General features: G+C 59.3%; 17 protein-coding genes and 1 pseudogene. 8 read left to right on the top strand and 10 right to left on the bottom strand.

Annotation, left to right across the window (positions count from 1 at the left end):
• Positions 1–27: 27 nt before the first annotated feature.
• Complete coding sequence (locus ACP15S_RS07385; RefSeq protein WP_425038924.1) at positions 28–1,002, top strand: lysophospholipid acyltransferase family protein; 975 nt, start codon at positions 28–30, stop codon at positions 1,000–1,002.
• Here the strand turns inward: ACP15S_RS07385 and ACP15S_RS07380 are convergent.
• A complete protein-coding gene (locus ACP15S_RS07380; RefSeq protein ID WP_425038923.1) occupies positions 966–1,670 on the bottom strand; it encodes a DUF1223 domain-containing protein in 705 nt (234 codons plus the stop codon). The two genes, ACP15S_RS07385 and ACP15S_RS07380, sit on opposite strands and share 37 nt — an antisense overlap.
• A 220-nt stretch (positions 1,671–1,890) precedes the next feature.
• Here ACP15S_RS07380 and acnA point away from each other — a divergent pair, with 220 nt between their 5' ends.
• Entirely contained in the window at positions 1,891–4,593 is a 2,703-nt protein-coding gene (gene acnA / locus ACP15S_RS07375) for an aconitate hydratase AcnA (protein WP_425038922.1), read from the top strand.
• Between the two features lie 67 nt (positions 4,594–4,660).
• Positions 4,661–5,365 carry an SDR family NAD(P)-dependent oxidoreductase gene (locus ACP15S_RS07370; RefSeq protein ID WP_425038921.1) on the top strand — a complete coding sequence of 235 codons (705 nt, stop codon included), beginning with the start codon at positions 4,661–4,663 and terminating at the stop codon, positions 5,363–5,365.
• A gap of 122 nt (positions 5,366–5,487) precedes the next feature.
• On the opposite strand, the gene ACP15S_RS07365 is transcribed toward ACP15S_RS07370, so the two are convergent.
• From ACP15S_RS07365 to purC, 6 genes and pseudogenes are all read right to left on the bottom strand, one after another.
• Positions 5,488–6,825, bottom strand: coding sequence for a sigma-54-dependent transcriptional regulator (locus ACP15S_RS07365; protein WP_425038920.1), 1,338 nt, complete (start codon positions 6,823–6,825; stop codon positions 5,488–5,490).
• A gap of 16 nt (positions 6,826–6,841) precedes the next feature.
• On the bottom strand, positions 6,842–7,354 hold the full coding sequence (locus tag ACP15S_RS07360) for a sensor histidine kinase (protein ID WP_425039671.1): 513 nt from the start codon (positions 7,352–7,354) through the stop codon (positions 6,842–6,844).
• Positions 7,331–7,507: pseudogene (locus tag ACP15S_RS07355) on the bottom strand (histidine kinase dimerization/phospho-acceptor domain-containing protein); the annotation flags it as partial. The pseudogene ACP15S_RS07355 and the gene ACP15S_RS07360, both read right to left, overlap by 24 nt.
• Positions 7,508–8,686: 1,179 nt before the next feature.
• Positions 8,687–9,361: a phosphoribosylformylglycinamidine synthase subunit PurQ gene (gene purQ / locus ACP15S_RS07350; RefSeq protein ID WP_425038919.1), complete on the bottom strand. Its 675-nt coding sequence runs from the start codon at positions 9,359–9,361 to the stop codon at positions 8,687–8,689.
• 87 nt (positions 9,362–9,448) lie between these two features.
• Positions 9,449–9,682, bottom strand: a complete 234-nt coding sequence (purS, locus tag ACP15S_RS07345; protein WP_425038918.1) for a phosphoribosylformylglycinamidine synthase subunit PurS — start codon at positions 9,680–9,682, stop codon at positions 9,449–9,451.
• Positions 9,683–9,746: 64 nt separating this feature from the next.
• Complete coding sequence (gene purC / locus ACP15S_RS07340; protein ID WP_425038917.1) at positions 9,747–10,508, bottom strand: phosphoribosylaminoimidazolesuccinocarboxamide synthase; 762 nt, start codon at positions 10,506–10,508, stop codon at positions 9,747–9,749.
• A gap of 229 nt (positions 10,509–10,737) precedes the next feature.
• Here purC and ACP15S_RS07335 point away from each other — a divergent pair, with 229 nt between their 5' ends.
• The 3 genes from ACP15S_RS07335 (at position 10,738) to bmt (ending at position 14,149) form a co-directional block, all read left to right on the top strand.
• Positions 10,738–11,052 carry a DUF1476 domain-containing protein gene (locus tag ACP15S_RS07335; RefSeq protein ID WP_425038916.1) on the top strand — a complete coding sequence of 105 codons (315 nt, stop codon included), beginning with the start codon at positions 10,738–10,740 and terminating at the stop codon, positions 11,050–11,052.
• A 151-nt stretch (positions 11,053–11,203) separates the two neighbouring features.
• Complete coding sequence (locus ACP15S_RS07330; RefSeq protein WP_425038915.1) at positions 11,204–13,060, top strand: phosphatidylglycerol lysyltransferase domain-containing protein; 1,857 nt, start codon at positions 11,204–11,206, stop codon at positions 13,058–13,060.
• Between the two features lie 75 nt (positions 13,061–13,135).
• A complete protein-coding gene (bmt, locus tag ACP15S_RS07325; protein ID WP_425038914.1) occupies positions 13,136–14,149 on the top strand; it encodes a betaine--homocysteine S-methyltransferase in 1,014 nt (337 codons plus the stop codon).
• Positions 14,150–14,176: 27 nt separating this feature from the next.
• Here the strand turns inward: bmt and ACP15S_RS07320 are convergent, their stop codons facing one another.
• Positions 14,177–15,268, bottom strand: a complete 1,092-nt coding sequence (locus tag ACP15S_RS07320) for a PA0069 family radical SAM protein (protein WP_425038913.1) — start codon at positions 15,266–15,268, stop codon at positions 14,177–14,179.
• Positions 15,269–15,458: 190 nt separating this feature from the next.
• Here ACP15S_RS07320 and ACP15S_RS07315 point away from each other — a divergent pair, with 190 nt between their 5' ends.
• Positions 15,459–16,163 carry a corrinoid protein gene (locus ACP15S_RS07315; protein WP_425038912.1) on the top strand — a complete coding sequence of 235 codons (705 nt, stop codon included), beginning with the start codon at positions 15,459–15,461 and terminating at the stop codon, positions 16,161–16,163.
• Positions 16,164–16,214: 51 nt separating this feature from the next.
• On the opposite strand, the gene ACP15S_RS07310 is transcribed toward ACP15S_RS07315, so the two are convergent.
• Both ACP15S_RS07310 and ACP15S_RS07305 read right to left on the bottom strand, forming a co-directional pair.
• Positions 16,215–17,237: a sulfotransferase domain-containing protein gene (locus tag ACP15S_RS07310; protein ID WP_425038911.1), complete on the bottom strand. Its 1,023-nt coding sequence runs from the start codon at positions 17,235–17,237 to the stop codon at positions 16,215–16,217.
• Between the two features lie 131 nt (positions 17,238–17,368).
• Complete coding sequence (locus tag ACP15S_RS07305; protein ID WP_425038910.1) at positions 17,369–18,472, bottom strand: hypothetical protein; 1,104 nt, start codon at positions 18,470–18,472, stop codon at positions 17,369–17,371.
• Positions 18,473–18,549: 77 nt separating this feature from the next.
• On the opposite strand from ACP15S_RS07305, the gene ACP15S_RS07300 reads away from it, so the two are divergent.
• On the top strand, positions 18,550–19,284 hold the full coding sequence (locus ACP15S_RS07300; protein ID WP_425038909.1) for a DUF1638 domain-containing protein: 735 nt from the start codon (positions 18,550–18,552) through the stop codon (positions 19,282–19,284).
• Positions 19,285–19,292: the final 8 nt, after the last annotated feature.

Raw genomic sequence — 19,292 nt, 5'->3', positions numbered from 1 at the left:
CGCTTGTTTCGCCGCCCGCAGCCCCGTATGTCAGGGGTTCAACGCGATGGTAACGGGCGCACCTTGGGTAAGATCAAACGTGAAGATAAGCCGCGCGGAGGCTGGCAGGATTGGTGTGTAGATCGAGCTCTGCGGATCATTATTGCGGCCATGGCGCTTCTGCCGTTGCGCGCGCGCCTCAATACGATGTCATGGATCATGCGCCGGGTCATTGCGGGGCCCGCAGGATACCGGGAGCGCGCACGCGCCAATCTGTCCCACGTCTGGCCTGACAAGAGCGAAGGCGAGCGCAACCGGATCGCGGAAGCCGCCATTGATACCGCCGCCCGCACGATCATCGAAAATTACGACGTCCTGGGCCTGCGCGACCGCATGCGTAAAATAGCGCCCGAAGGTCCGGGCTTTGAGGCCGCGAAATCTGCTCAAGCTGCGGGCAAACCCGTTCTGTTCGTCACAGGCCATTTCGGAAATCACGAAGCCCCGCGTGCCACTCTCGTGGCCCATGGGTTTGAGGTTGGTGGCCTCTACCGCCCCATGTCGAACCCCTATTTCAATGCGCATTACGAGCAGAACATGCACGCGCTGTCCGGCCCGGTCTTCAGCCAGGGCCGCAAAGGCACCATGGGATTGCTCCGGCACCTCAAAAACGGTGGGCTCGCGGTCCTATTGTATGACGTCTACGACAGTGCTGGCCTGCCGCTGCCCTTCATGGGCCAACCGGCCCCAACGCTCACGTCAGCCGCGGAGATCGCGCGCAAGACGGGTGCGGTGCTCATCCCGTTTTTCGGAATTCGGCAGGACGATGGGGTTTCAATACGCAGCGTCTTTGAAGAGCCAGTGCCCCATGACACGCCAGAGGCCATGATGCGAGAGCTCAACGCGCGTCTCGAAAGGCGGATAGAAGAGCATCCCGGGCAATGGTTCTGGATCCATCGCCGATGGAAGCCCAAACGTCAGGCGCGCCGTCAGCGCAAAGCCGCAGATCCCAAAACCACTCCGTGATCCGCAGATTGCACGAGCACAGCCACAGGCATGTTCCCTGATATCTTCGCAGAAGCACTCAACGCCTTGCGCCCATCCCACGTGCCCACTTTCGTCCAACTGCGCACGATATTTGCGTAGGTCAGGCGCTTGCCGCGATTCTCACCTCGCGTGATTTCTACTGTTTCATTCGGCTGATATTCGACAACATGGATCTCGGCCGTGCCCGAAACTTGCCCCTCCGCACGAATGGTGAGCCTTCCGCCGGAACGCTCCAGAGCAACCTTAACGGCATTGGGCTTGGCCGCATGTGCTGCCAAGGCGTCGGCCACGTCCATGGGCTTGTTGCCCACGACATGTGTTTCACCATCAATCACCATCTGCGGCGTATAGATCATGCTCTTTCCGGCTTTGCGGGCATAGCCGCGCTGGCGGTTGGCAAAGGCAGGCTGGGCAAAGACGTCCTTCCAGCCGATGTAATCCCAATAATCGACATGCAGCGCCAGCGCGATCACGCCCTCTCGCTTTGCCAACTCATGCAGGAGCTTGTCCGCCGGCGGACAGGAAGAGCAGCCTTGCGAGGTATACAATTCCACGACAACGGGCCCACGCTCCTGCGCAGACGCAAAAGTCCCCAGCAGCATCGCTGCAACGAACAGGGCATGCTTGATGTGAGCCAGCCGTCCCATAATGTCTCCTGATCCAGTCTATCCTCAGACCTAGCGGGGGCACAGCACAAACTCCAATCACCCTTTTGCGAGAGTGTTGAAACAGGTTGGAAACCAATTTCCCATTTTTTTGTGCACAATGGTATACAAAGTGCCGCACCCCCCTTGATTGCGCGGGGAAAACGGGCGTATGGCCTGCGGTGAGAAACCCTCGCCACCTCTATCAGAGAAGGGAGCCAATATGCCCATCACCGTTGGTCAAGATACCTCCAAAACCCGCCGCACGCTAGAAGCAGGCGGCGCAACGCTTGCTTATTACTCAATTCCGGCCGCGCAAGACGCCGGTCTTGGTGATTTCTCCAACCTACCCGCAGCACTCAAGGTTGTCCTGGAAAACATGCTACGCTTCGAGGATGGCAAAACCGTCTCGGTTGAAGATATCAAGGCCTTCGCTGAATGGGGCGCCCAGGGCGGCAAGAACCCCCGCGAAATCGCCTATCGTCCCGCGCGCGTCTTGATGCAGGACTTTACCGGAGTTCCCGCAGTGGTCGATCTTGCGGCCATGCGCGATGGCATTGTGGCGCTTGGCGGCGATCCCGAAAAGATCAATCCGCTCAACCCCGTGGATCTTGTGATTGACCACTCGGTCATGATCGATGAATTCGGCAATCCGCGCGCCTTCCAGATGAATGTGGACCGGGAATATGAGCGCAATATGGAGCGCTATACCTTCCTGAAATGGGGCCAAAGCGCCTTTAACAATTTCCGCGTTGTGCCCCCCGGCACCGGCATCTGCCATCAGGTGAACCTCGAATACCTCGCCCAGACCGTCTGGACCGATACCGACCAGGATGGCGTCGAAGTGGCCTATCCCGATACGCTCGTGGGCACCGACAGCCACACCACCATGGTCAATGGCGCCGCCGTTCTGGGTTGGGGTGTGGGTGGCATCGAGGCAGAGGCCGCCATGTTGGGTCAGCCGATCTCCATGCTCATCCCCGAAGTCGTGGGCTTCAAGCTCACCGGCGCGATGATGGAAGGCACCACCGGCACAGACCTCGTCCTCAAGGTCGTCGAGATGCTGCGCGAGAAAGGCGTGGTTGGCAAATTCGTCGAGTTCTACGGCGAAGGGCTTGACCGTCTGCCGCTGGCGGACCGCGCGACCATCGCCAACATGGCACCGGAATATGGCGCGACCTGTGGTTTCTTCCCCATCGATGACGAGACCCTGCGCTACCTGCGCAATACGGGCCGCGACGAGGCGCGCATCGCGCTGGTCGAAGCTTATGCCAAGGAAAACGGCTTCTGGCGCGGCGCAGATTATAGCCCCATCTACACAGACACGCTGGAGCTCGACATGGGAACCATTGTGCCCGCCATCTCCGGCCCCAAACGCCCGCAAGACTACGTCGCCCTCACAGATGCGAAGACAGCCTTCGCCAAGGAAATGGCAGAAACCTTCAAGCGCCCCATGGGCAAGGAAGTTGCTGTCGCGGGCGAAGACTACACGATGGAATCAGGCAAGGTTGTCATTGCTTCCATCACGTCCTGCACCAACACGTCGAACCCCTATGTGATGATCGGCGCGGGTCTCGTCGCGCGTAAAGCCGCCGCTCTGGGGCTCAACCGCAAGCCGTGGGTCAAGACATCGCTCGCTCCGGGCTCGCAAGTTGTCTCCGCCTATCTGGAGGCTGCGGAACTGCAAGACGACCTCGACAAGATCGGCTTCAACCTCGTGGGTTATGGCTGCACGACATGCATCGGCAATTCTGGCCCGATCCAAAAAGAGCTCTCAGATGCCATTGCTGAAGGCGATCTGGTGGCCACGTCAGTACTCTCGGGAAACCGGAACTTCGAAGGCCGCATCTCGCCTGATGTACGCGCCAACTACTTGGCCTCGCCGCCGCTGGTGGTGGCCTATGCGCTGGCCGGTACGATGGATATCAACCTCGCGACCGACCCGATTGCACAAACGCCTGAGGGCAAAGACGTCTACCTCAAGGACATCTGGCCCACGTCGCAGGAAGTGGCCGAGCTTGTCGAGGCAACCGTGACCCGCGAGGCCTTTCAGGAGAAATATGCCGACGTCTTCAAGGGCGACGAGAAGTGGCAAGGCGTGGAGACCACGTCTGAGAAGACCTATGATTGGCCGCCCACCTCGACCTATGTCCAGAACCCACCCTATTTCCAGGGCATCACCATGGACACCAAGAAGATCGAGAATATCGAGGGCGCCAAGGTTCTGGCTCTTCTGGGCGATATGATCACCACCGATCACATCTCGCCTGCAGGCTCATTCAAGGAGACCACGCCGGCCGGTCAATACCTCACCGAGCGTCAGGTCAGCCCACGGGAGTTCAACTCCTATGGCTCGCGCCGTGGCAACCACGAGATCATGATGCGCGGCACCTTTGCCAATATCCGCATCAAGAACGAAATGCTCGATGGCGTCGAGGGCGGCTACACCAAAGGCCCCGATGGTCAGCAGACGTCAATCTTTGACGCCGCAATGGCCTATCAGGAGGCGGGTACCCCGCTGGTGATCTTCGGTGGTGAGCAATATGGCGCAGGCTCTTCGCGCGATTGGGCCGCCAAGGGCACCGCGCTTCTGGGCGTCAAAGCAGTGATCGCCGAGAGCTTTGAGCGCATTCACCGCTCCAACCTCGTGGGCATGGGCGTGATCCCCTTCGAGTTTACTGGAGGCGTGACCCGCAAAACACTCGGGCTCACAGGCGAGGAAACCGTCGCAATCTCCGGTCTCGACACAATCGAGCCGCTGCAAGAGGTGCCCTGCACGATCACCTACGCTGATGGTCGCACCGAGGAAATCACGCTGATATGCCGGATCGATACGGCTGTGGAGATCGAATACATCGAAAACGGCGGCGTACTGCATTACGTTCTCCGCAATCTTGCCTCCGAAAGCGCAATCGCGGCGGAATAATTCTGGCGCCACGCTAATCTAAGAGAGGACCGTCCATATCGGGCGGTCCTTTTTTGTTGGGGGCACAATGCAGAAAACCGTTTTGATCACAGGCGCCGCACGGGGCATTGGCAGCGCCATCGCGCAGGATCTGGCCCGCGATCATCAGGTCGCCATCACCTATCTCACAACACCGCCAGACGCATTGCTGGCCGCCTGCCCCAGTATCCTCGCGCTTCAGGTAGATCTGACAGACGATGCCGTGCTAGCGGCCCTGCCCGGGCAAGTGGCTGCGCAGTTTGGCCCCCTCACGGCGCTGATCAACAATGCTGGCGCTGTGCTGGCAGACACAGCAGACTGCTGCGACCCCCAAACTGCCTTGCACAACTTCCATCTCAATGCGGTCGTGCCCCAAGCCCTCACCGCCGCCGCGCTTCCCTATATGTCAAAGGGCGGCTCAATCGTGAACATCAGCTCGACCAATGCTCGCCTGCCCGCCATGGGCGCGCAGAGCTATTCCGCATCCAAAGCCGCGCTTGAGACCCTGACCCGTATCGCCGCCAAGACCCTCGGGCCCAAAGGCATCCGCGTCAACGCTCTCGCACCCGGCGCCATCAGCCCGCCCGACGCGCCCCGCGCGCAAGAGATGATTGACCTCTTCGCAGGCATGAACGCCATGGAAAAACTGGCCGACGTGGACGACCTCGCCGCCGCCTGCCGCTTCCTGATCTCGGACGCAGCCAAATCCATCACCGGCCACATCCTGGATGTGAACGCAGGCTACAGGCTCTAGCCTCTTCCTCTTGCGGCAAATGTCCCGAGGGAGCGCCACAGGCGCGGGGGCAGAGCCCCAACCGCCCGCCGCAAGGCGGGCTCATACAGCGAGGCGCGCCAGCGCCTCACCGTGCGAAAGCGCTAGCCCAGATAGTCGGAGCGTTGCAGCCCGTATTTTGCCATCTTCTCATTGAGCGTTCGACGCGGCAGGCGTAGCTCATCCATCACCGAGGCAATCGAGCCCTTGTGGCGCCGCATCGTATTGTCGATCAGCATCCGCTCGAAGGCTTCCACATATTCCTTGAGCGGCTTGCCTTCTGTCGTCATCACAGGCTGCATTTCCTCATTATCGGTCATAAGAAGCGATGCGATGGTTCCAGAGCCTCGGCGTGATTGAAGCACGGCGCGTTCGGCGACGTTGATCAGCTGGCGCACATTCCCGGGCCACGGCGCCTGCAGGAGCTGTGCGGCTTCCTGTGCGGTCACTTCCGGCGCGTCGCAGCCATATTCCTCGGCAAATTGTTCTGAAAGCTGCGTAAACAGCATCAGAATATCTTCACCACGCTGGCGCAAAGGCGGCACCGTAATCCGCAAGGCGGCCAATCGGTAGAAAAGATCAGGGCGTAGCGCGTCTTCGCAGGTTCTGTCCTGCTCCTGAAGGTTGCAGATCGCGACGATCCGCGTTTCCGGCGGGTTGCCCTGTTCATTGATCAAATTCAGCAATTTGGCTTGGGCCTGATCGCTGAGCGCCTCGACATCTTCGAGCACCAGCGTCCCGCCGCGCGCCTCTTCGACGGCGGGCAGTTGCACATCGTCAGGCTGCACCGGCCCAAAGACCCGCTGCATCAAGGCCTGTTCTTCGAAAGCCGCGCAGGAGATCAGCACAAACTTCTTGCCCGCCCGAGAGCCCACGGCATGAAGCGCATGGGCGACAAGCGTCTTGCCCGTCCCGGTTTCGCCTTCGATCAGAACATGCCCGTCCGCCTGCCCCAGATCGAGGATATCCTCGCGCAGACGCTCCATGGTGGGGCTTGCCCCGATCAGCTTTTTCATAAGCTGGCCACCGTCCGAAAGCTCTCGCCGCAGCGCGCGGTTGTCCAAGGTCAGGCGGCGCGCATTCACGGCCTTCTTGGCCAACTGGCTCATGGCATCGGGATTGAAGGGCTTTTCCAGAAAATCAAATGCGCCCACGCGCATCGCTTCCACAGCCATCGGCACATCACCGTGTCCTGTGATCATGATCACCGGCAGCGTGGAATCCGCGCCCATCAACCTTTTGAGAAAAGACATCCCATCCATGCCCGGCATGCGAATGTCAGAGATCACGATACCCGGATAGTCGGGCGTAATCGCGCGCAGCGCATCCTCCGCACTGGCAAAGGTCTCGGTATCATATCCGGAGAGGGCCAGCCATTGTCCGATGCTCTGGCGCATGTCCTGTTCGTCATCCACGATGGCAATCTTCATTACCTTGGCCATGGTCTTCACTCCATTTTCATTCCGCAGCATCCACCGCATCCGCCAGAACAGGCAGCTGCATCTCGAAGACTGCGCCGCCGCCTTCCGCATTATGCGCGGTGAGCCTGCCGCCCAAGTCGTTGACGATGCCGGAGGAGATGGCAAGCCCCAGCCCAACGCCCTCGCCGGGCTGTTTGGTCGTGTAGAAGGGCTCAAACAGGGCATCGAGATCGTCAATCCCATGCCCGTTGTCGCGCACGCTGAGCACCACGGTTTCACCTACTGAGAGCAGGATCTCGACCTGCGCATCCCGTTGTCCTTTGGTCGCGTCGAGCGCATTGCGCAGCAGGTTGACGAGGACCTGCTCAATCCGCACGCGATCCCCCATCACCAGAACCGGTGTATCGGGGAGAATACGGCTCAGCCGGACTTGCCGTTGTTTGAGTTGCGGCTCCATCATCGCCAGCGCTGAGGCCAGCGCATCACCCATATCTACAGGCGATAACGCATCTGCGCCCTTGCGCGCGTAGGATTTGAGCTGGCGCGTGATGGCGCCCATGCGGTCAAGCAAATCATCCACCCGCCGGAACGAAGCCAGCGCCTCATCTGGCCGGTTGCGATTGATCAGCAAGCGGGCGCCGGCCAGATACGTTTTCATTGCCGCGAGCGGCTGGTTGAGCTCGTGGCTGACTGCGGCGGACATCTCCCCCAAAGCCGCCAGTTTTGAGCTCTGCGCGAGCGTTTGTTCGGCCACCGCCAAGGTCTCCTGCACGCGCTCACGTTCGGCAATTTCCCGCTGTAGCCTCACATTCAACTGGCGAAGCTCTGCCGACTCGCGCTGGAACAGTGCCATACGCACCGCCGTTTTGCGGCTGAGAAAATAAAACGCGAGCGCGAGGAGAATCGCAAATGCCATGATTTCGATCGCCAGAACCCCATTCACCCGCTCGCGCACCGAGGTGTAGGGCGTGAAACTGACGATCCGCCAGCCGCGAAAGGCGATCTTGCCCTCCATCCTGAGCACCGCTTCGCCATCCACACGGACCGCCTCAGGATCGACCGCCGTCCAATCCGTCGTGGCGCGGATCGCGCGCTGAATGGCCGATTGCGCGGGTTGGGCCGAGAGCGCCTGCCCTTCGGTCTGCCCCCGCCAGCGAGGCTCTGTCGCCAGAATGACCGTTCCCGCGCTATCGAGCACCAGAACAGCATCCGAAATGCCCGCCCAAGCGCGCTCAAACTTGGCGAGATCCACTTCGACCATGATCACGCCGATGGGATCGTTGCCATTCTCGATCCGCCGCGAATAGGTAAACCGAAAGCCACCAGCCTCGCGCTCCATGGACGAAAACACCGTGGCATTGGCGCGCAGCGCATCAATAAAATAGGGTTCATTGCGGTGGCTCGAGCCCAGGATATTGCGGTCCGTGGCCGCAACCGCACGGCCGTCATTGTCCAGCAGCATGAGCGAGGCCGCGCCAATCTCTTCCACGAAGGAGATCAAACGCTGTGTAGATTGCGAATAATCATTTGAATTGAGCGCCGCGATAAGCGCGGGATCCCGGGCCAGCAATTGCGGCACGATGGCATTGCGGCGCAACTCGGATAGAACGTTGCCCGCATAAAGCGCGAGACGCAGTTCCGCGCGGTTGGCTGTCGCAGCCGTGAAGCGCTCCGTCAGAAGGCGGCTCGTCAGTGTCACAGTGACGACACCAATGCAGACCAACAGGAGCAATGCGAGGCGCACGCGCCATGACAAGGCGCCCTTCGATTGCGCATGCGTTTGCGCGCGAAGGCCCCCTATGGTGCGGTTGGGTTCTGGTCGGTCTGCCATGGGCCAAGTCTACGCCCCCGCGCGACGCGCAACAAGCGCCCCGCCATCACATCAAGCCGGTGCATGCTCCAGAGCGCTTGCAAGGCCCGCAAACATCGCTGCCCCATCGGTATTGCCATGGGCGGGATCAGCGGCGCGTTCGGGATGAGGCATCATGCCCAGCACGCGCCCATTTTCAGATACCAGCCCCGCAATATCGCGCTGTGAGCCATTGGGGTTGTCCGTGTATCGGAAGGCGACGCGCCCTTCGCCTTCCAACCGGTCTAACGTCGCGGCATCAGCGAAATAATTGCCGTCGTGATGCGCAATCGGGATCTGTATCACCTGCCCGGCGGCGTAGTGCGATGTAAACGCGGTCTCTTCCGCTACGACCGAGAGCCCGACCGTCCGGCAAATATACTTCAGCCCCGCATTACGCAGCAAAGCCCCCGGAAGAAGCCCGGTCTCCGTCAGTACCTGAAATCCATTGCACACACCCAGAACATAGCCGCCGCGCTCTGCATGGGACTTGAGCTCCGCACAAATCGGGGAATTGGCCGCAATCGCACCACACCGCAGATAATCGCCGTAGGAGAACCCGCCAGGAACACCGACGATATCCACCCCTTGGGGCAGCGATTGGTCCTTGTGCCACACCATGTCGACATCAAAACCCGCGCGCGCAAATCCCTGGGCCAGATCGCGGTCACAATTGGACCCTGGAAAAACAATGACTGCCGCTTTCATCTCAGGGCTCCTTTTGCCTACCTTGGTCAGCGATCACGCTTTTCGCACACTCGCCCCCGGTGGAGAGCGCAACTGGCCTGCGTGAGATCACGCCATCATTTCGATTGCGTAGCTTTCGATAACCGTGTTCGCGAGCAGCTTCTCGCACATATCTGTCACCTGCGCCTCGGTCGTGCCGGCTGCCAAATCCAACTCAATCACCTTGCCCTGACGCACCCCGGAAACACCGTCAAATCCAAGGCTGCCCAACGCATGTCGCACGGCCTCTCCCTGCGGATCCAGGACCCCTGTTTTCAGCATTACCGTGACTCGTGCTTTCATCTCAAAGCCCTCTGCTTCTTCTGGCCCTAAATACGCATCCGCCCTGCGACACAGGCACCGCCGCTCAATTGATCAGCGTCGGTTTGCTCATGGGCGTGGCGTTCTTGGGCATCACGCCCAATCGTGTGGCAACTTCCGTATAGGCGTCTGTCAAAGATCCCAGATCGCGGCGGAACACGTCCTTGTCGAGCTTTTGGCCCGTCTCGATGTCCCATAGACGGCAGCTATCGGGGCTGATCTCATCGGCCACGATCAAGCGCTGGAAATCACCGTCATACACGCGCCCGATCTCGATCTTGAAATCGATGAGGCGAATGCCGACCCCGTACATCAAGCCAGACAGGTAGTCGTTGACCCGCAGCGCGATGCTCAGGATGTCATCCATGTCCTGCTGGCTGGCCCAGCCGAAGGCCGCGATGTGCTCCTCCGTCACCAGCGGATCGCCGAGGCTGTCGTCCTTGTAGCAATATTCGACAATCGGCCGGGGCAGCGCTGTGCCCTCCTCGATGCCCAGACGCTTCGACATCGTGCCGGCCGCGACATTGCGCACGATGATCTCCAGCGGCACGATCTCACAGGACCGGACCAGCTGCTCGCGCATGTTCAGGCGCCGAATGAAATGCGTGGGCACGCCAATATGGTTCAGGCCGGTCATGAAGAACTCGCTCAAGCGATTGTTCAACACGCCCTTGCCGTCGATCACGTCTTTCTTCTCAGCGTTGAACGCGGTGGCATCATCTTTGAAATACTGCACGATCGTTCCGGGCTCGGGGCCTTCATACAGAATCTTGGCCTTGCCTTCGTATATTTTCTTGCGACGCGCCATGCGAGCCACCCTTTCCAAAAGCCGTTCCGCTGCATTGCGCGGAACATCTGCGGCTGTCTTAGGCCAAGGGCGCATTGGGCACAAGCGCCCCACCGGACACAAATCCGCTTTCAAACCGCGCTGTCTTACTCTGCCGCGCCTGCAACAAAGCCCGCGCTGCGCTCAGGGCTTGCACCCGCGCCGTCACAATCGCATATCAGTACCATAGACTTCAGATGGGGACACCACCATGAGCACCTTTGATGACCGCGAGAGCGCCTTCGAGAACAAATTCGCCCATGACGCGGAGATGCAATTCAAGGCCGAAGCGCGGCGCAACAAACTCCTTGGCCTTTGGGCCGCAGACCTGATGGGCAAATCCGGCGATGAGGCGGAGGCTTACGCCAAAGAGGTCATCAAGGCAGATTTCGAGGAAGCCGGTCACGAAGACGTCGTGCGCAAGGTCGCCGGAGATTTGGGTGATAAAGCGTCAGACGCGCAGATCCGCGACAAGATGGCAGAGCTTCTGGCCGTGGCAAAAGGTCAATTGGTCGACGAAGCCTGAAGCGCGCAACGCGCATTGTTCCGAAAACTTCTTGTTTTCCGCAGCGGCCCTCCCAATGGGGGTCGCTTTTTTTATTGCGCATTTGAAGCGTTAAGGGGCGCGCAATACTCCCGAACGCATTCTGAGCCCCGGTGAGAATTGGGGGACCAACATGTCAAACATCGCGACGTCGCATGCCGTGCGCGGCACGAAAAAGCACGCTTTGCGTCCATTGCAATTCGTGTTTCCGCTGTTAATTGCAGGGCTGTGTCTTTGGACGCTGCAAGATCAATTGGAGACGCTGGATCTCAATGGTTTGCTGGGATCGCTTTCAGATGTCGGCCCCATGCAGTGGATGGTCGCCGCGCTGGCTACGATCGTGAGTTTCTGGGCATTGGCCCGCTATGACGTTCATGTCCATGCAATTTGCCGCACGCAAATCGATGATCGTCGCGCCACGCAAGCGGGCGCAACCGCCATCGGACTGTCCCAAATAACCGGGTTCGGCCTGTTCGTGGGCACCTATGCACGCTGGAAGCTGCTGCCCGAGCTCAGCATGGTTCAGGCCGCCAAGGTGACGGGCGCTGTCTCGGTGGTATTCCTCATCGGCTGGTCTTTGCTCCTGGGCCTCATGGCTTTTCTGCCCGGCGGACCGCTGCCGTTTTGGTTGGGGCCCGTGATGGGCGTTGCCGCACTTTGCCTGTTGATGCTGTCGATTTTGCGCGTGCCCCTGCCCGGTCGTGCGCAAAGCTTGCCTTTGCCAAGCGTGCTTCAAAACGCAAAGCTCTTCGGATTGACGACGCTTGATCTCGTAGCAGCAGCCGCAGCCCTTTACGTGCTTTTGCCCGACACTGCTCAGGTCAGCTTTCTGACGTTTGTGCCGGTGTTTGTCATGGCTTTTGGCATTGGGCTCTATTCAGGCTCGCCCGGCGGCATAGGCCCGTTCGAATTGGCCATGGTGACCCTTCTCAAGGACATACCTGCGCAAGACGTCCTAAGCGCCATTCTCGCGTTTCGCCTGATTTATTTTGCGCTGCCGGGCTTCGTCGCCATTTTGTGGCTCTTGCGGGATCATCTGCGCGAGACGCCGCCTGTGCGTCCACACCGCAAAATACATGTTCCCCTGATGAACGCACCGCGGGCTGAATCGGCCCTGGTCCGCCAAAACGGGGGCTTCGTGCACAATATGGCAGGGTCCAGCTGGGCTATCGTCGACACAGGGCAAACCTTCGCCGCGCTATTTGATCCCGTGCGTGGCTGTGCTCAAAGCGCGGTGCCTTTGCTCAAGAAACACGCCCGAAAAGCCTCACGATTGGCCCTACTCTACAAGGTCTGTGCGCGTACCGCTTGTGTCGCGCGCGAGGCTGGATGGGCCGTCACTCATATTGCCGATGAGGCGATCCTCCCCACCAAATCCTACGATCTCAATGCAAGCACGCGCAGACAGCTCCGCCGAAAGCTGCGCCAGGCCGAACGCGCCGGACTGGAGATCAGAATTATTGAACCAAAAACGTATGAACAGGAATTGAGCGCTGTGTCACAGGTTTGGACAGATGCGCATGGTCGCGAACGCGGTGTGAGCATGGGTCGGTTTGACCTCGCGGCGCTTGCGGATCAAATTGTGGTTGCGGGCTTTGAAGACGGAGATCTTGTGGCCTTCGCCAGTTTCCACAAAAATGCTCGCGAAATGTGTCTCGATCTCGTCAGATATACAGACGACGCACCCGCAGGCAGCATGCACGCCATTGTGCATCATGCCGTGGGTCTTGCGCAAAAAGAGGGCATTCCGCGTGTATCTCTGGCAGCCGTGCCTGTGGCACGGGATCCGGAGGGGGCTGGCTTCATCGGCAAGATCAATCGACACATCGCAAAGCGCGCTGGCGCCGATGGATTGCGTCGCTTCAAGCAAAGCTTCGGCCCCCAGTGGCATGCCCGATATGCCGCTGCGCCCGGCAGACTGGCCTTGATTCTTGCTCTGGTCGACATGGCGCGCGTTGTACATTGGCCCGATCGGATCGTGCGTTCATAATCTTGTTGAGAATTATGAATTTGCCTCACAATCCCCGCCGTGCGAAGGGCGGAGGAAACAGAAGGCCAAGATATCATGGATGCACTCTCTCAACTGCTCTCCGAGCGCGAATGGCTTTTGGCCGATGGCGCAACGGGGACAACACTCTTTGACATGGGGCTGCAATCCGGCGATGCGCCAGAACTGTGGAACAGCACCGCTCCTGACAAGATCAAGAAGCTGTATTCCGGCGCAGTAAATGCGGGCAGTGATATCTTTCTGACGAACTCCTTTGGCGGCAACGCGTCTCGTCTGAAGTTGCATGCCGCCGAAAGCCGGGTTCACGAATTGAACCGCCTGGCCGCAGAGATTGGACGCGACGTGGCGGATGCCGCGGGGCGCAAGGTTGTCGTCGCAGGCTCGGTTGGTCCGACCGGTGAGATCATGGCACCGCTGGGCGCGCTGACCCACGAAGGCGCGGTCGAGATGTTCCATGAACAAGCAGAAGGCCTCAAAGACGGCGGAGCGGATGTGCTTTGGCTGGAGACGATCAGTGCACCGGAGGAATACCGCGCCGCCGCCCAAGCCTTTGCGCTGGCGGACATGCCATGGTGTGGAACCATGAGCTTTGACACAGCCGGTCGGACGATGATGGGGGTAACGTCTCCTGATTTTGCAGCCCTTGTCGAGAGCTTGCCCAATCCTCCCCTGGGATTTGGCGCGAACTGCGGAACGGGTGCGTCGGACCTTTTGCGCACAGTCCTGGGTTTTTCCGCCACGGGAACAGACATTCCGATCATCGCGAAAGGCAATGCCGGTATCCCGAAATACGTGGAGGGGCATATCCACTACGACGGAACGCCTGATTTGATGGCTGAATACGCGGTGCTCGCGCGAGACAGTGGCGCGCGCATCATCGGCGGGTGTTGCGGGACAAAGCCTGAGCACCTTGAGAAAATGCGCGCCGCACTCGAGAACAGACCGGCTGATAGCGCGCCCTCTTTGGACGCGATCGTCGCCGCCTTGGGGCCGTTTTCTTCGTCCGACGACGGAAGCTCCGGAAAAGCCGCAGCACCAGAGCGCCGCAAACGGCGCCGCGCGCGCGCCTGAGCCCCGCCCAGTCAGATGATTTGGAGTTTACCCATCTTCAAACAGGGACAATTGCGCGCTCCGTGCAGTGGGCGGGCGGAACAAATGACAGGGCAAACGCGGGGCGTGGGTTTCCAATCCAACCGCGCGTACGGCGCGGTCAAACCGTTGCGCGATCATCTCTGCGTAAGGCCCCTGCCCGCGCATGCGATGCCCCCAGCGCGCATCGTAGTCCTTGCCGCCATGCATTCCGCGCAAATGGCCCATGATCCGCTCGGTCCGATCTGGAAAATGCGTTTGCAGCCACTCCTGCCAAAGTTGGGACACCTCGCGCGGCAGACGCAACATGATCCAGCTGGCGGTCGACGCGCCGGCAATGGCACCCGCTTCGAGGATCGCTTCAAGCTCATGATCTGTCAGCGCCGGCACCATGGGCGAAGCCATGACCCGGACCGGGATGCAAGCCGCAGCCAATCTCCGGATCGTCTCGAGTCTGCGCGCAGGCGCGGGACAGCGCGGCTCCATTTTGCGCGCCAGAACCGGATCGAGCGTCGTGATCGAAATTCCGACACGCACCAAGCCCTGCTTTGCCATCCGCGCCAGAATATCAATGTCGCGCTCGATCAAACTGCCTTTGGTCACAATAGCCACCGGGTGACGGGCGCGCGCCAGAACATCGAGACACTCCCGCGCAAGACCCATTTTCTTTTCAATCGGCTGATAGGGATCTGTGTTGGTCCCAATAGCAATGGGCGCGACCTTGTAGCCGGGTTTGGCAAGCTCCGCCGCCAGCACTTCGGCTGCATTGGGGCGCGCAATCAATTTGGTTTCGAAATCCAGCCCCGGCGACAGACCAAGATAGGCATGGCTGGGGCGCGCAAAACAATAGATACACCCGTGTTCGCAGCCACGGTACGGGTTGATCGAACGATCAAACGGCAAATCAGGCGAGCGATTGTAGGTGATCATGCTGCGCGCGTGTTCACAGGAGACATCCGTGCGCTGCACCTCAGGCGCGTCAGCGGTCCAGCCATCGTCAATGCGGGTTTGCGTCAAGGTCTCGAAGCGACCCGCACGATTGGATGCGGCGCCCCGGCCACGCGTCATGCCTTCTGGCAGGGTCTCTGGTAATTCAGTCATGCGCGACAGAATAGAACAAAGTAAGAACTTATGCAATATTTGCCCGTAAAATCAGCGCCGCAACGCAGCAAATCGACCCGATGGTCGCGCGCGGCTTTCCGTTTGTCGCAAATTGCCAAGTGCGACTTTCGGGATGCGACACAAGCTGAATCAATCGCACGTGCGTGCCCCAGTTTAAGGAATGACGGTCATGTCGGATGAAGAAGACGATATCATCCTCGCGGAGCTCGATGACGAAGAGCTTGTCCAGCAGATGCATGATGACCTCTATGATGGTCTGAAGGAAGAAATCGAAGAGGGCGTGAACATCCTGCTCGGCCGCGATTGGGAGCCGTACCGTATTCTGACGGAAGCGCTTGTTGGCGGCATGACAATTGTCGGTCAGGACTTCCGCGATGGTATCCTCTTCGTGCCCGAGGTTTTGCTGGCCGCAAATGCCATGAAGGGCGGAATGGCGATCCTGAAGCCTCTGCTCGCAGAGACCGGCGCACCGCGTGTGGGCAAAATGGTGATTGGCACGGTCAAAGGCGATATTCACGACATCGGTAAGAACCTTGTCTCCATGATGATGGAAGGCGCGGGTTTTGAAGTTGTTGATCTGGGCATCAACAACCCGGTTGAGAGCTATATGGAAGCGCTTGAGAAAGAGCAGCCCGACATCCTTGGCATGTCAGCGCTTCTCACGACGACCATGCCTTACATGAAGGTCGTTATTGATACGCTCGTCGAACAGGGCAAACGCGATGATTATATCGTGCTGGTCGGCGGCGCTCCTCTGAATGAGGAATTCGGCAAAGCCATTGGCGCGGACGCCTATTGCCGCGATGCCGCTGTCGCGGTCGAGACGGCCAAGGAATTCGTCGCGCGGAAGCACAATCAAATGGCCGCTGGCTGAGCCTGTATTGCTGATCAAATGAATTGGGGGCTGCCTTCGGGCGGCCCTTTTTCAATCCAAAGGATAGTCGTAGGCGCGCAGCAGATCGCCCCACTCCGCGACAAAGGCGGCGTTTCGCTCAGGCGAGAAATGGGCGCGCCATTGGCCCGGCGCCTTGTTGCGCACATGGCCTGTTTTAACCGTTGCTTTGTTTTGAGCAAACTCTGTGGCCATGCGGAGAGCGCAGTCGCGCGCTTGATTGCTCCATTCGAAATGATCGGCAATCTTGTGAAAACTCGCCGCTTCCGCGCCAATGAAGTCCTCATAGCGGATCGTCAAAACGCGCGGATCGTCCGGGGCCCAGGCGCACATGGACAGGAAATGCGGCGCGCGAAAACACATCTCGGCATCAAGTCCGACGTCCATATCCACGCGCTGTAGATAGTTGAAGAACCGCTCATCATCGGCAATTCCCTCTGGCACGCCTGCGTTTAACTCAGCAAAATCCCCGGGCTTGGGCCCGTAGATCTTGTTGATGTTCTCGGCGCCACGCCGGTGGAAATAATAGCCGGAGATCAGCAGATCCCGGGGATCGCGGATAAACCGCACGGCGCGGATATCATCGAACTGATCCAAATCCACGGCCTGACCGCTCAGCGAGGCGATCCCTACGCGAGGCGCAATCTTGTAGAAGCGTCGCACCGCATGGAAGCAATGTTTGTAGCCAATGTGACGCCCGCGCATACGCCTTACAAACGCACCTGCGCCATGCGGAGAGTGCGTCAACGCGCCAATGGCCGTGTAGACCCGCTTTTGAAACATCGTCAGGCATTTGTGCAGCCCCGCCTGCAAGCGGACGGGTCGTGTGATGCGGGCGGCGGGTTGCAGCACCGGCACGAGCCTTTGCCCCAGCCCCTGCACGACCCGATAGGAGCAAGGGCCAACGGAGAAAACGTCATTTGCGCCAAGCGTATCCTGCATCTGTGCGGATGTGCCGTTGATATGCAAAGCGCCATTGGGATCAAGCGGCCGTTGATCGCCGGTTGCAAGCAAGGTCAACGCATCTGTTATCGCAAGCGGCGGCATCTTTGTCATACTGATCAATCTTTACTCAAGACGCGCAGGAGCCCCCGAACCTACCATCGACGTCCCAACAAAAACGCGCGCAGGACGTCATTCACCCATGCAAGTCTTGTAGCCAGTCAGCGACGGGAAAAACAGCGCGTTCACGAGGCGTTACGCGTTTTCTGGCCACCCCAACGGATCTTCTGGTCTGCAAACATGACGTCCTTAAGCTCGGAGGGCGCACTGGAAGGCACATGGCGCACAAGCTCAGCGTAGAACAACAGGCTCAGCAATGTTTCGGTGGCCGCATCATCATGCACGCCCAACCCGCGCCGCGCGACCAGCTTTTTCAAGGCCTTGCGTTCCTCTTCCGTGACCTGCGTGAACTCCTGCGTCCAGCTTTCCAGATCATGGGTGGTCTCCGCGCCGCTCTGTGGCAAGCCCGCCTGAAAATTGCTTCCACTATGGGCATCAACCCAGGCGACGTCGTCGCGATCCACGAGGTCTCCCGTGAACAAGCTCTTGGGAAACCGGAACTTCTCGCCATCAAACTTCTCTTGCAGAAGCGACACCAGACTGCGCCGCGCGGCCATGAGCCAGGCATTGCCCTGGCTGACACAGCCGGATCTGTTGAAGATGAAGAGCAGCTTCGTCGCGGTGTAGCTTAACCCTTCATTGATCCGCAGTTCTTCAGGCGCAGGCCCGCGGGCGCCCGCGAAGTGCAAGACATCCCGAACAATCGATTGCTCATGCATTTGCGAGATATCAAACGGGCGAAGCGTTACGGCGTCGCGCCCGAAAACATCCATGAAGCGTTCGAAATGCGCGCGGTAATGCGGTTGTGGGACAACCAGCTCATCCCGCCCGTGCTTCACCACCTGTTGAAAATATGATCCGGCATAGCCAACGGGATCACGGACATAGGCGAGCAGTTTGACCTCGTCACAATGCTGTTCCAGAAAGTTCTTCAGGTTGCGTACCGCGGGAAGGCCCATGCGAGGGATATCTTCCCCCGAAATGATCAGGACCTCGTGGCCAAGAGATGTCTCTTTTGCCAGCATCTCACGGTAGTCTTTTCGCAACGCCGCAACTTCGCGCTGCGATACACCGCGATGTCGGTAAAATCGCTTGCGATACGCGTTTTTCATAACAGCGGTCTGGATTTGAACGGAATGGTTTTTGCGTCCCAGACGGGCGTAGCGCACAACGCCATCGTCGTATTTGGCCAGTGAGTTCTGAATGGAACTGCTGCCAGCTTTTTCCATTCCAATGTGCATGACAATCGTTTTCAATGAACCCACCATTCGCTCGCAATATGTCGCGTGTTCTAGAGAGGGCTTTGATGAAAAACAACCGCTCCCCCAGGCGGCGAAACACCGCGCGCGCGAAGACCTCGGCGTCCCCTTCCTCTCGCGATGGCGAGGTCCTGATCGATGACCCCACCTCTGACGGCGAGGCCACACATCTGGTCTCGCATCGAAACGCGCGCACTCTTCTTCTGGCCTGTGGCGCCTTGGCCCGCGAGATACGCGCGCTCATGACCCAAAACGCCTGGACGCATCTCGATCTGATCTGCCTTCCCGCAATCCTGCACAATCATCCCGCTCGTATCGCGCCTGCTGTGCGACAAGCGCTCACCACACACCAAGAGGCCTATGATGAGGTCTTTGTCGTCTATGCCGATTGTGGCACGGGGGGCGATCTCGCGAAGGTCTGTGCGGAATTTGGCGTTGAGATGGTTCCGGGGCCCCATTGCTACAGTTTTTACGAAGGCACGGAGGCTTTTGATGCGCTGGAGGAAACCACAGCCTTTTATCTGACGGATTTTCTGGCGCGGCAATTTGATGCCTTTGTCTGGAAGCCATTGGGCCTCGAAGAGCATCCCGAACTGCGCGATATGTATTTCGGCAACTACACCAAGCTCGTATACCAGGCGCAAACCGATGACCCTGCCCTCACGCAGAAAGCGCAGGAAAGCGCGGACCGTCTGGGATTGGCCTTTGAGCGCAGGTTCACAGGGTATGGCGATCTGGCGAAAGCCCTTGCGGGTATTGCGCCGCCCCGGGATGCGTCATAAGCGAGCGC

It is taken from the genome of Primorskyibacter sp. S187A (genome assembly GCF_049800955.1).
GTDB lineage: Bacteria > Pseudomonadota > Alphaproteobacteria > Rhodobacterales > Rhodobacteraceae > JAKVBH01.
Note: the sequence above shows the minus strand (reverse complement) of the source record. Positions and strands in the feature narration are given on the sequence as shown.